This window comes from Salinicoccus siamensis, from assembly GCF_055391965.1.
The window spans coordinates 2,117,046-2,132,453 of the sequence record NZ_AP043765.1 but is presented as its reverse complement, the minus strand read 5'-3'; the positions used below and the strand labels follow the sequence as shown (position 1 = coordinate 2,132,453).

13 protein-coding genes and 1 pseudogene are annotated in these 15,408 nt (G+C 43.2%); 11 read left to right on the top strand and 3 right to left on the bottom strand.

All coding sequences use genetic code 11. From position 1 onward, the window contains the following. Position 1 precedes the first annotated feature (1 nt). Entirely contained in the window at positions 2 to 316 is a 315-nt protein-coding gene (locus ACZ5LF_RS10980) for a DMT family transporter (protein ID WP_380570105.1), read from the top strand. Positions 317 to 401: 85 nt separating this feature from the next. On the opposite strand, the gene ACZ5LF_RS10975 is transcribed toward ACZ5LF_RS10980, so the two are convergent. Continuing rightward, complete coding sequence (locus ACZ5LF_RS10975; RefSeq protein WP_380570106.1) at positions 402 to 752, bottom strand: YflT domain-containing protein; 351 nt, start codon at positions 750 to 752, stop codon at positions 402 to 404. 188 nt (positions 753 to 940) lie between these two features. On the opposite strand from ACZ5LF_RS10975, the gene ACZ5LF_RS10970 reads away from it, so the two are divergent. Next, positions 941 to 2,254: a Na+/H+ antiporter family protein gene (locus tag ACZ5LF_RS10970; protein WP_380570126.1), complete on the top strand. Its 1,314-nt coding sequence runs from the start codon at positions 941 to 943 to the stop codon at positions 2,252 to 2,254. 57 nt (positions 2,255 to 2,311) lie between these two features. Next, positions 2,312 to 3,682 carry an MATE family efflux transporter gene (locus tag ACZ5LF_RS10965; protein ID WP_380570107.1) on the top strand — a complete coding sequence of 457 codons (1,371 nt, stop codon included), beginning with the start codon at positions 2,312 to 2,314 and terminating at the stop codon, positions 3,680 to 3,682. Positions 3,683 to 3,738: 56 nt separating this feature from the next. On the opposite strand, the gene ACZ5LF_RS10960 is transcribed toward ACZ5LF_RS10965, so the two are convergent. Continuing rightward, positions 3,739 to 5,097 (bottom strand): aldehyde dehydrogenase, encoded by a 1,359-nt coding sequence (locus tag ACZ5LF_RS10960; RefSeq protein WP_380570108.1) that lies wholly within the window; start codon positions 5,095 to 5,097, stop codon positions 3,739 to 3,741. A gap of 296 nt (positions 5,098 to 5,393) precedes the next feature. Here ACZ5LF_RS10960 and ACZ5LF_RS10955 point away from each other — a divergent pair, with 296 nt between their 5' ends. From ACZ5LF_RS10955 to ACZ5LF_RS10945, 3 genes are all read left to right on the top strand, one after another. Beyond that, a complete protein-coding gene (locus ACZ5LF_RS10955; RefSeq protein WP_380570109.1) occupies positions 5,394 to 5,576 on the top strand; it encodes a hypothetical protein in 183 nt (60 codons plus the stop codon). Between the two features lie 117 nt (positions 5,577 to 5,693). Beyond that, entirely contained in the window at positions 5,694 to 6,227 is a 534-nt protein-coding gene (locus tag ACZ5LF_RS10950) for an NADPH-dependent FMN reductase (protein ID WP_380570110.1), read from the top strand. Between the two features lie 50 nt (positions 6,228 to 6,277). Beyond that, positions 6,278 to 7,060 carry an N-acetylglucosaminidase gene (locus ACZ5LF_RS10945; protein WP_380570111.1) on the top strand — a complete coding sequence of 261 codons (783 nt, stop codon included), beginning with the start codon at positions 6,278 to 6,280 and terminating at the stop codon, positions 7,058 to 7,060. A 14-nt stretch (positions 7,061 to 7,074) separates the two neighbouring features. On the opposite strand, the gene fdhD is transcribed toward ACZ5LF_RS10945, so the two are convergent. Beyond that, complete coding sequence (gene fdhD / locus ACZ5LF_RS10940) at positions 7,075 to 7,869, bottom strand: formate dehydrogenase accessory sulfurtransferase FdhD (protein ID WP_380570112.1); 795 nt, start codon at positions 7,867 to 7,869, stop codon at positions 7,075 to 7,077. A 524-nt stretch (positions 7,870 to 8,393) separates the two neighbouring features. On the opposite strand from fdhD, the gene ACZ5LF_RS10935 reads away from it, so the two are divergent. The 5 genes and pseudogenes from ACZ5LF_RS10935 (at position 8,394) to ACZ5LF_RS10915 (ending at position 15,296) form a co-directional block, all read left to right on the top strand. Beyond that, a complete protein-coding gene (locus ACZ5LF_RS10935; protein WP_380570113.1) occupies positions 8,394 to 9,734 on the top strand; it encodes a sodium-dependent transporter in 1,341 nt (446 codons plus the stop codon). Positions 9,735 to 9,874: 140 nt separating this feature from the next. Then, positions 9,875 to 11,202, top strand: a protein-coding gene (locus ACZ5LF_RS10930) for an IS3 family transposase (protein WP_380570114.1) whose coding sequence is annotated in 2 segments (ribosomal slippage) — positions 9,875 to 10,244 and positions 10,244 to 11,202 — 1,329 coding nt in all. Because the reading frame shifts where the segments join, the coding sequence is not laid out codon by codon here. A gap of 238 nt (positions 11,203 to 11,440) precedes the next feature. Beyond that, on the top strand, positions 11,441 to 12,775 hold the full coding sequence (glnA, locus tag ACZ5LF_RS10925) for a type I glutamate--ammonia ligase (protein WP_380709777.1): 1,335 nt from the start codon (positions 11,441 to 11,443) through the stop codon (positions 12,773 to 12,775). 233 nt (positions 12,776 to 13,008) lie between these two features. After that, a complete protein-coding gene (locus ACZ5LF_RS10920) occupies positions 13,009 to 14,160 on the top strand; it encodes an NAD(P)/FAD-dependent oxidoreductase (RefSeq protein ID WP_380570116.1) in 1,152 nt (383 codons plus the stop codon). Between the two features lie 54 nt (positions 14,161 to 14,214). Next, positions 14,215 to 15,296, top strand: a pseudogene (locus ACZ5LF_RS10915) (IS30 family transposase). Positions 15,297 to 15,408 lie beyond the last annotated feature (112 nt).

Sequence of the window (15,408 nt, the reverse complement as noted above, 5' to 3'; positions counted from 1 at the left end):
TATGGCTTGGATATCACTTATAGTAGCTGGAATGTTTGAAGTATGCGGTGTGCTTTCCATCAATAAATTGCATAACGACAAATCGCTCACTGCCTTGGCCCTCTTACTCCTATGTTTCGGGTTATCCTTCTTCTTCCTGGCAATCGCACTGGAAACATTGCCGATGGGCGTGGCGTATGCTGTGTGGACGGGAATAGGGGCTTCCGGAGGCGCACTTCTTGGGATGTTCTTCTTCGGGGAGTCCAGAGATTGGCGACGCATCTTTTTCATACTATTGATTATTTCTGCGGTTGTAGGGTTGAAACTCATTTCCTAGGAGCAGTTCCGGCTTAGAGAGGGCTGTTGTGGAAGATTGTTAGAAGTAGTAGAGGCCGCTTTTAGATAGAAGCGGCTTCTACATATCAGTCCAGGTATTTTTCCAGATCGGTGTTATTTGTCACGATTAAAACTGTCTCTCCTTCATTGGAACTAGTTGCATAGCGCTCGGCTTCACCTTCGCTGAAACCGAAATCCTGGAATTGTTTTCTCATGGTTTTATCCCTTTCTTCTAAAGCAGCTTTTATACTTTCTTTGACTCCCATTTCAATGACCCCGGCTGTGTTGATACCCATTTTGCTGACAATTTCCTTGGTGTAATCATAATCATATGAAAGGATATAGATATCACTGCGATTTACATTGTTAGTGATAAGCGTGTCTACGGCTTTTTGGAAGACATCCTGATCTTTATAGAGTCTAATGAATGGTTTCATGAAATTTCCTCCAATCCATTTACATAATCCCTATTAAGTTCCCGGTGGATAATTCAACTAAACATAAGGGCTCCTACCATAATTTTAAGCTACATTTGCAAAAGCGTGGCTATATACAAGCATTGACAAAACTTTGCTCACTCTTTAGTATTACAATATTATAATTCCCAAAGAACGGAAGGTGTCTGATTGTGAACGCAGTTCTGATTGCAGTACTGGTAATGATATTATTGAGCCTATTTAGATTGAATGTGGTACTGGCCCTTTTCATAGGCGCACTTGCTGGTGGTCTTGTGGCCGGCATGGGGTATGGAGAGGTTATCAGCATCTTTACGGAAGGAATCGTTGGTGGTGCAGAAATAGCATTGAGCTATGCATTGCTTGGCGGATTTGCAGCTTTAATCGCCTATAGCGGCATCACGGAAGTGCTGGTGGGTTTCATCATCAGAATCCTGAAAAAAGAACAATCCAAAAAAGCACGGATTGTCGCCAAAGTATCGATTATTTTTGCCTTATTGGCAATCTCCATAATGAGTCAGAACTTGATTCCGGTACATATTGCCTTTATCCCCATATTAATCCCGCCTTTGCTGAGCCTGATGAATGAACTTGGATTTGACCGTCGTCTCATCGCAGTCGTTTTGACTTTCGGATTGACCTTCCCCTATGTTGTGCTGCCGATCGGATTTGGACAGATATTCCAAAATACCATCGTGACCGGGTTCCAATCAGCAGGGGTTGAAATTGCTTTTAGCGAAGTCGCTCCTGCGCTTATCATACCCGCGGCTGGCTTCGTGGCAGGACTGGCTGTTGCACTGTTCTTCTATAGGAAACGCCGTTATTATAAAACGCTTGAAATTGGTGGCGACACGCCTAAACAAATCAACGGCAAGACCATAGCCATTGCGATAATCGCAATCATTATAACGTTCAGCGTTCAAATAATGACCGATTCCATGATATTTGGGGCGTTGGCTGGAATAATGGTCTTCTTCTTATCTTTCCAGTTCAAATGGCAACAGCTTGATGATGAATTGGTATCCGGCATCAAAATGATGGCATATATCGGCATTGTAATGCTTGCAGCAAACGGATTTGCGTCTGTCATATCAGAAACCGGACATGTCAATTCGTTGGTTGATGGCATCGCAGGTGCACTGGAAGACCAAAAGGTTCTGATAGTCATTTCAATGCTTCTCGTGGGACTGGTCGTCACTATGGGGATAGGATCGTCATTTGCTACAATACCGATCATCTCAAGTATTTTTATTCCGATGGGGATGGAACTTGGACTATCGATCACGGCCATTATTGCAATCATTGGCACGGCTGGTGCTCTCGGAGATGCAGGCTCACCCGCTTCCGATTCGACACTTGGTCCGACAGCAGGTTTAAGTGCAGATGGCCAGCACAATCATATATGGGATACTTGTGTACCTACCTTCGTTTTCCTTAATATCCCAGTCCTCATTGCCGGATTTGTTGCAGGAATGGTGCTATAGGTTGGAGAGTGTCTGCTTTTCTAATAGTGGATTAATGGAGAGTTGAGGAGTGACATTATGTATCATACAGAATCTAAAAGAGAGATGTGGCGGCAATTCATCACGATATTATGGCCGATACTGATGACGCAGGTGCTACTATATTCCATGAACTTGGTCGACACGATGATGTCGGGAAGGGCAGGAGTGGCTGACTTGGCAGGGGTGGCAATTGGTTCCAGCTTCTGGGCCCCTGTTTCCACCGGGATCAATGGCGTTCTTTTAGCCGTTACAGCAATTGTTGCACAACTGTTAGGTGCTGGTTTGAAAGATGAAGTGAATCACACAGTGAACCAAGCGATGTATATAGCCGGTGCTTTGACTGTTTCCGTGGCTGTATTAGGTTTCTTTTTCCTGGATGACTTGTTGGTTCTGATGTCATTGGATGCTTCAGTCCATGATATTGCGTACAAATACCTTGCGGCCCTTTCTACTGGTGTACTACCGTTATTTCTATTCAGTGTACTGCGCAATTTCATTGATGCACAGGGTTTAACGCGCATATCGCTATACGTTATAGCGACATCATTGCCGTTAAACGTATTCTTCAACTATGCATTCATATTCGGTAAATTTGGACTACCGGCACTTGGTGGTGTAGGGGCAGGTGTTGCCACAGCGATTACTTATTGGTTGATACTATTCATCGCAGCTGGCATGGTCTTGAAAGTCGAGAAGCTGAAGGATTTTCAAGTTTTAAAGCGGTTCACTCTGCCTGACTTTAGCGTTATAGGTCATCATCTTGCAGTCGGTATACCGATTGGCATACTTATATTTGTAGAAACGAGCATTTTTTCAATGATGACGTTACTGATTGGCATCATGTTCACGACGGAAATCATTGCTGCAAACCAGATTGTCTTGAATTTTACAACGATGCTCTTCATGCTGCCCCTCAGCATCTCGATGAGCATGACTATTGTTGTTGGTTTCAGTGCAGGTGGAGGACGGTTTGAAGAAGCAAAACTTTATAGGACGATGGGGGTTGCTTCGAGTCTTGGATTGGTAGGTGTGGCTTCCATCGTACTGTACTTGTTCAGGGAGCCCATTTCATACCTGTACACCAGAGATCCGGATGTGGTTATGATAACGATGCCGTTATTCCTCTTTGCCATCGTCTATCAATTCTCTGATGCTCTGCAGGCAGCTTTTCAAGGTATATTGAGGGGTTATAAAGATGTAGTGTGGCCCTCGATCATTGCAATCGTATCCTATTGGTTGATAGGAATGACTACAGGATATGTTCTTGCCGCATATTCAGCGTTTGGGTTCTATGGGCTCTGGATTGGAATCATAGCAGGGCTGACTTGTGCAGCTATTGGATTTTATATACGTCTCAGGCTTATTGAGAAGAAGAAATTACAAGAACATCTACAAGAGGGATTATAGGTATTCAATTGAAATAGAGGATAAGAAAATAAAGGAGGATGCCTAGGCATCCTCCTTTATTTCCATATATACTTAATGAATTTTGAGAACAATTTTGAACTTGGGTACCTGAATGGGAAGTCGAAACAGGTAGTCTGATCAAGCACACTCTTTTTATGTGTAAAAGTGTCGAATGAGTATTTGCCATGATAATTTCCCATACCGCTATTACCGCGTCCTCCAAACGGGAGGTGTGGATTGGCCAGATGGAAGACGGTATCGTTTATTGCACCGGCGCCGAAAGGAACAGCACGTACTACATGCTTGGCTTCAGTTTTTTTATCAGTGAATATATAGAATGCCAACGGATCGGGGAGGTCCCTTACATCCAATACCGCTTTATCCAAGGAGTTGAATTCAAGGACAGGGAGTATTGGGCCGAATATCTCCTCCTGCATCGCCGGGTGATCAAAATCGGCATTATCTATGATGGTAGGCTCGATGGCAAGGGTGTTGCTTAAGGAGCGTCCGCCGTATACGATATCACCCTGCATAAGCTCTTTTATCCTATCGAAATGATTTCTGTTTACAATGCTCATGTAACGTCCTTCATTGAAGTCTTTTTCATAGAACTTCCTTGTGTAATACTTCATGTGGGTGACTAGTCGTTCTTTTACTTTCGAATCGACATAGACAAAATCTGGTGCGACACAAGTTTGGCCAGCATTTAGGAATTTGCCCCAGACAATTCGCTTAGCGGCTAATTTGATGTCTGCATGCCGAGTTACTATAGCAGGAGATTTCCCTCCCAATTCTAAAGTGACGGGTGTCAAATGCTGCGACGCTTTCTCCATTACAATTTTTCCGACATGTGAGCTACCGGTATAGAAGATATAATTGAAAGGAAGATCAAGGAGTTCCTGATTGGTCTCCACTCCGCCTTCAACTGAAGCAACGTGCTTTTCTGGAAAAGCCAATGCCATTATATGACTGATGACCCGGCTGACATGAGGTGTATGTTCTGACGGTTTCAGAATTGCTGTATTACCGGCTCCAAGAGCGCCAATAAGTGGTGATACGGTGAGATTGAATGGATAATTCCACGGGGCAATAATCAGCGTTACGCCGAAAGGTTCTTTGTGTATTCTGGAGGTTGAGCCGATATGAGTCGGTGGTGTCTTAACTCTCTCCGTTTCTGCCCATTCTTTAAGATTTTTAATGGTGAAGTTGATATCGTTGTAGACATAGCCGATTTCAGTCAGATATGCTTCAGGTTCGCCCTTGTTGAAATCAGCTTTCATAGCTTCAAGGAGCATTTCCTCATGGTATTTGATGCTGCGTTTTAATTGTTTGAGCGCTTCTATTCTGAAAGGTATCGGTAGTGTTTTTCCGCTTTGAAAAAATTGTCTTTGCTTTGCGAACAATGATTCAATCATTCGATCACTCCTTCTTTATATTTAAACCCTACCCGTTTGGACCTTCAGTCAGTCATATTCCATTAAGACAACCACTCTGTATATATGGAACACGTACACCCTGTTCGAACTCCACTGCACTTATATGATTTATCACATTAAGGTGTTGTTTTCCGGGAACATGTACACCATATGGAGGCATGTGACTTTATCTTGTGGTTTCCTAATAGATGTACCCCCTTTAAATTACCCTATATAGATGGACTTGTGGTATAATAAATTATAATCATACGAAATTGATTGGGGAAGGTGAATATATGGACATTGGTTTAAACTTCGACCTGATGACCGAAAAATTGACGGCATATCAAATCGGTAGGGCGGTCGACATTTCTGTTGATCAGGCTCAATCAATAATAGATGGTGATGTAAAAGTTGATGAATTGGATGAAGAGACAGTAGCAAAACTAAAAAATTTAAACGATAAATTGATGAACTGAGGTCGGTCGCTGCCAATCTCAGTTTATTTAATACAACCTTCGGCGGGTATAATTTAACTGCCTATGATGCTATCATGATGTATAAATGCAAAATAATGGGCAAAGGAGTCTTTCGAGATGAATTTATTGATTCTTTCAGGGAGTGCTTTCCCTGGTTCTCATACACGTTCAGTTGCAGAAACTATTGAAAGTCTCGTAGGACAACCAGAACATGAAGTGGCACATATAGATTTGCGGGAGCTGAATATGCCGATCTTCGGGCAAGGTAAGACGGATGATACAGAGTATTTGAAGCGGCTTGTAGAAGATGCGGATGCGGTCATTATCGGTACGCCAAACTACCACACTTCATTTTCAGGGATATTGAAGAACGCATTGGACCATTTATCGATTGATGAGTTCGAGATGAAATTGGTGGCACTATATTGCAACAGCGGTGGCATGCGCAATTCCGATCCCCTTACGCAACTCAGAATGGTCATGAGAGGGGTCCATGCGATGGTGATTCCGACTCAAGTCTGTACATGCAACGAAGATTTTGAAAAGACTGAAACAGGGTATACACTTAAGAATGAAGCACTCAGGGAGCGCTTGAGCGTGATGGTTGATGGATTGATTAAACAATCTAATTCAGAGAGAGTGAGCATCTGATCTTCAGATGCTTTTTTAGATGGCTAAACTGGATGTATGGAGAAAAATAAATGAGCAAAAAACAAAGAGAGAATATACCTATTTTGATACTGATGGGTATCATAGCGATATTTTTCTTGTCTTTTGTAGATTCGGAGATGACCCTTATCAAAAAAAATAAAGATTCAAATTCATTCGAAGACGCGTTGGATAAACAACTTTCAAGCGATGCACTACATTTGAAATTGCAGGAGGGAACCACTCGAAAAGCAACGTCGGAAGAAATCGAAGCAGCGATGGGATTGCCTGGAGATGGCACTCATTACCAGTTTTTGGTGCTGACAGAGCCTGTGGAGACATCAGCAGAGGAACTGGATGAAATTTTAGAAGGTAAAGGGATATTGGAAGGACAAGGCGAAGCTTTCATGGAAGCCCAGTCGAAGTATGGCGTGAACGCATTATATCTCATCAGCCATGCACAATTGGAGACAGGAAATGGACGTTCACAGCTTTCCCAAGGCCAGGAACTGGAAGGGGAGCGCTATTATAATTTCTTCGGTATTGGGGCATTTGATTTTGAAGCTGTAGAAGCAGGAACGAGCTATGCAGTACGCGCAGGATGGAATGAACCGGAAAAAGCAATTCTAGGTGGGGCTGATTTCATTAAAAACAACTATTTGGATAAGGGTCAAAATACCCTCTATGCAATGCGGTGGAACCCTGAGTCCCCAGGTGATCATCTCTATGCTTCCGATATTGAGTGGGCGAGTAAGATTGGGGATATCATGAAGGGTCATTATAGACGGTTGGATCTGGAAGGGCACAACTTCATCCAAGATTATTATGCTGAATAAGAAAAGAGTCCAGCCTAGTAGCTGAACTCTTTTTCTATTCGCCAAGGATGGCTGTAAATATTGAAAGAATCTCCTCTGATAAATCCAACTGCAGTAATATTCAAATCTTCAGCCATCTTTATGGCTAGATTCGTAGGAGCGGACTTGCTTAAAACGATACCGACACCGATTTTAGCAGCTTTTGTCAACACTTCCGATGAGATGCGGCCGCTGAATATGAGGACTTTATCTTTTACGGAAATTCGGTTCCTGAGGCAATGACCATATAGTTTATCCAGTGCATTATGTCTACCGATATCCCCCCGATGGAGAAAGGCGCCATCTTTGGTGCCGAGGCTTGCGTTATGGATGCCACCGGTCTTCTTGAAGACCATACTGCTAGATTGCATTTCCTGCATTAAACTGATGCAGGCAGAAGGGGTGAGTGTGGTCCGGGACATTGAGGTTTTAGTCGTTTCAGCATCATTCTGGAAATAGAATTGACGGCTTTTGCCGCAGCATGAGCCGAGCACCCTCTTTGAATATGTGAAGTGATCGGTCACGACTTCACGAAACAGGTGAATATGGCAGAAGCCGCCTCTGTCATCCAGGTTTATTGATTCGATTTCATTGAAATGCCGGATCACACCTTCGGAGGCAAGGAATCCAACCACCAGTTCTTCAAGATACTCGGGAGAGCACACCAATGTGGCAAATTCGACATCATTTATATATATTGTAAGAGGGAATTCTTCAACGAGTGTATCCTCGATGCTTGTCATCCCTGCACTGTCATAGCGGGTAATGGCTCGCCTGGTCGTAATTTTCAAGGCAGCACCCTCCTCATCTTCATGTTAAAAACGAAATCATTGCTGCATCAACAACTTTGCCATTTCATATTTTCCACGTTATTACCTGTTATCGAACACTGCTCTTTTGGTGTGAAAGCTAGTATACCTATAACTAGTTTAAAGCACAAATGGATTTATTAGTAACTGAACTGCGCTTTTATCTTCATGCAAAACATGATCGATCTGTCACCATTGCTTCACTTCTTTTAGAATAGCCATAACTTATTATCATCATAAATGAAATTCAATCATACGCATACATAAAATCATTTGCTAGTGGAGAGAGTCCCCTACTCCTGATAAATTTATAAACCATATTCTAGGGAATGGGTGGATAATGTTCAATATGATGATCAAAAAAAGATGCGGGCAATAGAATATTCATTGGATTCTAACAGTCAATTTATGATGCAGAGTATTCAAACATATGGAATATGTGCTAATATATTAGGAACTGTATGTGTAAAATCATATTAAATATACCTATAAAGTGAGGTTAGTGTATGAATAGTTCCAGATGGGGATCCAAATTAGGCTTTGTGCTCGCTGCAGCAGGTTCAGCAATTGGCTTGGGCGCGCTTTGGCGGTTTCCGTACATGACAGCTGAGCACGGGGGCGGCGCTTTCCTTCTTGTCTTTCTTCTAATGACACTTTTTATCGGCATGCCGCTTCTCCTATCAGAATTCATTATAGGCAGAGCCAGTCAACGTAATCCCATTGAAGGATTCGAATACCTCGGAGGCAAAAAATCTTACCGTATATTCGGTTGGCTTGGTAATATTGGTGTCTTCCTGCTTTTATCTTTCTATAGTGTCATTGGAGGTTGGATTCTGATATATCTGGTCATAGCACTCGGAGAGAGCATCAATTTGATTCAGATTGACAATTATGGAGCAGCTTTCGAAGGCATAATATCCAACCCGCTCTATGCTGTAATCGGGCAAGGTGTTTTTATCTTCCTGACAGCCTTTATAGTAGCAAAGGGTGTACAAGAAGGTCTCGAGCGCGCATCTAAAGTGATGATGCCCTTATTGTTCATTCTGTTTTTGATTGTAATCATCCGTTCTGTAACGTTACCGGGAGCTATGGAAGGAATATCATTTTTTCTGACGCCAGATTTGGGTGGAATTGATTCGACCGCAATATTATATGCATTGGGGCAATCATTCTTTGCTTTGAGTATAGGTGCAACGACTATGATTACCTATTCCTCCTACCTAGGGGAAGAACATAACTTGACCCAGTCTGCGCTTTCCATTGTCCTTATGAATATCACAATTTCAATAATGGCGGGACTGGCAATATTTCCAGCCATTGCATCCCTTGGCATGGAAGCAGCAGAAGGGCCAGGGCTTGTATTTATAGTGCTGCCTCAAGTATTTGGCGAGATTCCTCTTGGATTTCTATTCTATATTCTTTTCCTTGGGGCATTTCTGTTTGCGACTTTGACTTCTTCAATTTCCATGATTGAGATAAATGTGGCAAATGCGATAAAGGGCAACGAGAGGAAGCGCCGCAGTATGGCTTATATATTCGGTTTCTTTGTATTTCTAGCCGGTATACCTTCTGCCCTCTCCTACGGAGTTTTGAGTGATGTATTGATATTCGGCAAGTCGATATTCGACAGCGTGGATTTCCTGGTTTCAAATATCATGTTGCCGATCGGAGCGCTTGTCTCCACTCTATTCGTCGGATTTGTAATTGACCGCCGCGTCATCATGCACCAGCTCAATGTCGATAAAACTAGTAGCATGTATGGTTTCTATAAATTGTGGATGGTTATGCTCAGATTTGTACTGCCTATCATAATATTGATAGTCTTTGCAGTCAGCCTAGTAGGGTAAATAATATAAAGACCGTTGATTGGATGAACTAAAACCCGAATAATGGACAGTTAATAAAAAACGTCCATTATTCGGGTTTTTCTGTGCCCACTCAATGATCTTGTTTATAATGAAACAAAGTATTGGAACGGAGGCATCTTATGGCACGGCATTTTTCAGCATTTGAAATAAAGCAGTTGGAAACGAATCCAAACATTCTCAGAGTCTCAGAGCGTTCGATCACCTATCATCCGGAATTCAAGAAGGTGGCTGTCCAAACCTATCTTTCAGGGGGGACACCGACCCGGATATTCATTGACCATGGATTTGACCTGGCTATTATTGGAAAAGAACAACCGGGCCGGTCCCTCAGACGGTGGCGAAAAACATATGAAAAGTATGGTGAAGTCGGGCTGGAAAATGATTTCCGGGGCAGAGGGGCTACAGGACGGCCATCCGACACGGCGCGCTCAGCAGCAGAAAAATTAAAGCGGGCAGAAGCACGGATTAAATATTTAGAGGCAGAAAATGAATTCCTAAAAAAGCTCGAAACACGCGAAAGGCAGGCGAAGCATCAGAGACGAGACTAAAACCGTCTGAAGTATATGAACTGATTGAACAGCTCCATCGCAAGCATCCACTTAAAAATATGGTGTCCCACCTATGCAAGCTCTCGGGCGTCAGCCGAAGTGGCTATTACGCGTGGTTAAAAGGAGAGGCAGGCAGGCAAATGAGAATGGAAAATGACGATAAGGATGCGGCATTGATTGAAAAGATCTTTGATGCGGAAAAAGGAAAGGTCGGTGCACTACAAATCAAACTGTTTTTGGAGAATGATTACGGCATCATCATGAACCACAAAAAGATCCGGCGATTGATGAAAAAATATCATTTAACCGCAACAATCAGACAGGCCAAACCGTACAGGCATATGTTGAAAGCGACAAAGGCACACAGCACATGCAAGAACTTGTTGGGCCGGGCATTCAATCAAAATGAACCGGGCAAAGTGTATCTGACCGACATCACTTATATTTACTATGGAAACGGCCAAAAAGCATATCTCTCCTGCGTCAAAGACAGTACAACGAAAGAAATCATTACCCATGTCGTCTCACGATCTCTAAAGATGGATATCGTCTATAGAACCCTCAAACAGCTGAATGAAACCGTAGAGTTGTTTCATCCGGAAGCAATGATACATTCCGATCAGGGCGTCCATTATACCCACCTCGAGTTCCAGAACAGAGTCAAACAGCTGGGTCTCCGTCAATCCATGTCCCGCCGGGGAAACTGCTGGGATAATGCACCCATGGAATCCTTCTTTGGTCACTTTAAAGACATGGTGGACCATAAAGCCTGCCCGTCCTTTGAAGCATTGAAGCATGCGGTTGGAAATTATATCAATAAGTATAATAATGAAAGATACCAATGGGGGTTAAAAAGAATGACCCCGGTACAATACCGAGGTCATCTACTCGCAGCATAACGCTTTTTTTAAACTGTCTAAATTATGGGTTACAGTTCAGGAGAACAACCAACGGTCTTTATCTTTTAATGACATCAGTTTTAGATTGAATTTATGTTAGATTTCTGAAAAATCATGTGCTAGTATATTAATATGATTTGGGAATCGGACATTTTTGGCAGAACATCAACTGCTGTAATGACGTATATGCTCAAATTTCAATGCAGATAAAGTCTTAAAATTTATGGGAGAGTGAATAATGAGTAAAAGAAAAAAGCAGGACATCATCGACATGGCGCAAGAAGAAAACGTCAGGTATATCCGTCTACAGTTTACAGATATTCTCGGAACCGTCAAGAACGTTGAAGTGCCGACAAGCCAACTGGGTAAAGCGCTCGATGGAGAGATGATGTTTGATGGCTCTTCAATAGAAGGCTTCGTTCGAATTGAAGAGTCTGACATGTACCTTGTTCCAGATTTGAATACTTGGAGTGTTTTCCCATGGACCGCTGGAAAAGGTAAGGTCGCACGACTCATTTGTGATATTTATACGATAGAAGGCCGACCCTTTGAAGGAGACCCGAGATCTAATTTAAAACGTGTGTTGAAAGAAATGGAAGAGATGGGCTATAGTGCGTTCAACTTGGGACCGGAGCCTGAATTCTTTTTGTTCAAACTAGATGATAAGGGTCAACCGACCACTGAACTGAATGACCAAGGAGGCTATTTTGACTTAGCGCCGACGGACTTGGGAGAGAATTGTAGAAGGGATATCGTGCTTGAATTGGAAGACATGGGCTTTGAAATAGAAGCTTCACACCACGAGGGTGCTCCAGGACAACATGAAATCGACTTTAAGTATGCGGATGCCATTACTGCATGCGACAACATACAGACTTTCAAGCTCATAGTCAAAACTGTTGCGAGGAAGCATAACCTTCATGCAACGTTTATGCCGAAACCGATATTTGGCGTAAATGGTAATGGGATGCATTTTAATGTATCGCTCTTTAAAGGCAAGGAGAATGCTTTCTATGATGAGAGTAAGGCTTCGGGCCTTAGTCAGGATATGTCCTACTTCATGGCAGGGATTTTAGAGCATGCACGCGGATTCACAGCCATCTGCAATCCTATTGTAAACTCCTATAAAAGATTGGTGCCAGGTTATGAAGCACCAAGCTACGTAGCTTGGAGCGGTAAAAACAGATCTCCATTATTGAGGATCCCCTCTTCCCGAGGGCTCTCAACACGTGCAGAAATCAGATCTGTAGATCCAGCAGCCAACCCATATTTGGCATTGGCGGTTATCCTAAAAGCTGGGTTGGAAGGAATCAAAAATAAAGTGGAACTTCCAGAGCCGGTCAATTTAAATCTCTATGAGATGTCGCGTGCTGAGAGGGAAGCTGTAGGAGTCCAAGACTTGCCTTCCACCCTTTATACAGCTTTGAAGGCATTGAATGAAGACGAGACTATGAAAGAGGCACTTGGAAACCATATTCATAAGCATTTTGATAAAAACAAAAGTTTGGAATGGGAAATGTACCGTTCACAAGTAACAACATGGGAATTGAAGCATTATTTAAACCAATACTAGAAATACGGGGCTCCTGCCCCGTATTTTTTCATTTAATAACGTCATCCGTTATAATGGCAGGCATAATAACAGGCATAAATATCTATTGGTTTTCCTAATAATATGGGGTTTTACACGGTAACGTGATGCGATATAGGAAATTTATAATATTACATCGTTATAGACAAATTAATGGAAGAAAAGTGCTTGAATATGTTCTGACAGGGAATGGTTAAGAAAAAAGGGAGATTTATATGAAGCGTCAATACAAAGTGGTGATTTTGGGAGGCGGTACAGGCGGCATAGCTTCAGCCAACCGGCTTCTAAAAAAAGATAAAAGCTTGAAGAATGATATTCTTATAATAGAACGGGAATCCCATCATTATTTTCAACCTAAATGGCCGCTTGTAGGAAGCGGGGAAATGGAACTTAAAGAAACGTGGAAAGCAATGGAGGATGTCATTCCAAAAGGCATGGACTGGATTCAGGAGAATGTAGAGCAAGTAGATCCAATCAAGCGCGAGGTGGGAACAGATGAAAGGACGGTTCAATATGATTTTCTGATAATCGCCTTGGGCCTGGAATTGGATTATAACGCCATCAAAGGCGCACCTGAGTCGCTTGGAAAAAATGGGGTGTGCACCAATTATCTATATGATTACGTAGAATATACTTTCGAATGCCTTCAGAAAGTCGAAGAAGGGAAGATTGTCATTTCAAAACCAGTTTCTGAGATCAAGGGAGGGGTATCTGCGGAAAATTCATTATTTACAATGAATGACTATATCCGACGGCGTAATCGAAATGTCGAACTGGTATTTCGTAGCGGAAGAAAGGAACTGTTTCCTGTAGCTAAATACAATGATAATCTGATTGGTCAATTCAATGAAAAAAATATAGATTATAAGTTGAATAGTGAACTCATTTCAGTGGATGGGGAAGGGAAACAGGCAATTTTCAGAGATCGATTGACTGGAGAGCATCATGAAGTGCCATTTGAAATGCTGATCATCACCCCACCCATGCACGGACCTTCGATCCTTCAAGATACAGAACTGTTGAACCCGGAAGGATGGGTCGATGTTGACCCCTACACTTTAATGCATAATAAATATACAACAGTATTCTCTTTGGGAGATGCTTCCAGCCTGCCGACGGTCAAAATGGGGGCAGCCGTCAAAGAACAGGTGCCGATACTGGTGGATAATCTGCTCCAAAGGATGCAGGATGAGGCCCCGTCGCATTATTATGATGGTAAGACAGCATGCCCAATCGCAACAGGCTACGGAGAGCTTATTATGGCAGAATTCGGTTATGATCTCCTCCCGAAAGAAACAACATTTTTAGATCAGTCGGTGGATTTTATAATGAACTTAGCCACCTTTGATACAAAAAACGTCATGTGAATTTCATGTTATATTGAAAGTTAACCACAACACTCAATAAAGGAATGAAATCACATGACGCAACTTCATGATAACACTGAATCCATCAAAGACAAACACCTCACCAAAGAGGAACGGGCTCAAATTGAGGTTTTAAAGAAAGAGAAATACTCCAATCGTGCGATTGCCCGCCGTTTAAGACGCGCGCCGCAAACGATCAATAACGAAATCCATCGCGGCACTGTCCAGCAGATGCGGCGTCAGAAACAGAATGGAAAAACATATGATTACGCGTATTATGTCTATGATCCAGACCATGCCCAAACACGCTATGAAATGCAACGACTTCACTGTGGCAGACGTCCAAAATGGAGCTTGTCCGATGCATTTGTCGACTGGGCAGATGCACAGATGCTGGATCACCACTGGTCACCGGATGCGGTCGTCCTGCGAAACAGGCGGATATGTTCCCTGCTGAGCTGATGCCGTGTACGACAACACTGTACCACTGGATTGACCGGCATATCATGCGCACGAAGAACATTAACCTATCGGAGAAGATGCGCCGCAATACAAAATCAAAAACGCGCAAGAATCGTGAACATAACCGCGATCTGGGGCCGTCCATCGCAGACCGGCCGGAAGCTGTCGAATCCCGAGAGACATTCGGTCACTGGGAAATCGACACCGTCATCGGTGCAAAACACAAGGATGATGCGGTGCTGTTGACACTCGCGGAACGACAGACCCGATTTGAAGTACTATTAAAAGTAGATGGCAAGGCGGCGCACCCCGTCACTGAGGCGATTGAATCGCTCGTTGACCGTGCCGGCGACTACATGCCGTCGTTATTCAAGACGATCACATCGGATAATGGCTCTGAATTCAGTGCACTTCATGACACCTTGAAACATGTGACAGACGTCTACTTTGCCCGGCCGTTTGCGTCATATGAACGGGGCACCAGCGAGAATCAGCATAAATTCATTCGCCGGTTTATCCCGAAAGGCCAGCCGATCTCTGCCGTCAGTGATCGACAGATCCAGCGCATCCAACGATGGATGAATGATTATCCACGTAAAATCCTGGGTTACCAGACACCGCATGAGCATTTCGCCAAGGCACTCAATCAAACACACATGGCACAAAGTGCCTAGTGTAAATTTCTTCACCTCCCCCTCGGGGGAGGTGAAGCCCAGCCACCAGCGTGGTTTCACAAACTCTGGATTGGGATGATCCCCGGGTGGCTAAGTTAAACTTGAAATTCGC

What these genes read in the sequence shown, in the direction of transcription:
- ACZ5LF_RS10920 (WP_380570116.1), top strand. Translation starts at nt 13,009, where the DNA reads ATGAAGCGTCAATACAAAGTGGTGATTTTGGGAGGCGGTACAGGCGGC.
- ACZ5LF_RS10945 (WP_380570111.1), top strand. Translation starts at nt 6,278, where the DNA reads ATGAGCAAAAAACAAAGAGAGAATATACCTATTTTGATACTGATGGGT.
- ACZ5LF_RS10960 (WP_380570108.1), bottom strand. Translation starts at nt 5,097, where the DNA reads ATGATTGAATCATTGTTCGCAAAGCAAAGACAATTTTTTCAAAGCGGA.
- ACZ5LF_RS10950 (WP_380570110.1), top strand. Translation starts at nt 5,694, where the DNA reads ATGAATTTATTGATTCTTTCAGGGAGTGCTTTCCCTGGTTCTCATACA.
- ACZ5LF_RS10980 (WP_380570105.1), top strand. Translation starts at nt 2, where the DNA reads ATGGCTTGGATATCACTTATAGTAGCTGGAATGTTTGAAGTATGCGGT.
- ACZ5LF_RS10975 (WP_380570106.1), bottom strand. Translation starts at nt 752, where the DNA reads ATGAAACCATTCATTAGACTCTATAAAGATCAGGATGTCTTCCAAAAA.
- ACZ5LF_RS10935 (WP_380570113.1), top strand. Translation starts at nt 8,394, where the DNA reads ATGAATAGTTCCAGATGGGGATCCAAATTAGGCTTTGTGCTCGCTGCA.
- glnA (WP_380709777.1), top strand. Translation starts at nt 11,441, where the DNA reads ATGAGTAAAAGAAAAAAGCAGGACATCATCGACATGGCGCAAGAAGAA.
- ACZ5LF_RS10955 (WP_380570109.1), top strand. Translation starts at nt 5,394, where the DNA reads ATGGACATTGGTTTAAACTTCGACCTGATGACCGAAAAATTGACGGCA.
- ACZ5LF_RS10965 (WP_380570107.1), top strand. Translation starts at nt 2,312, where the DNA reads ATGTATCATACAGAATCTAAAAGAGAGATGTGGCGGCAATTCATCACG.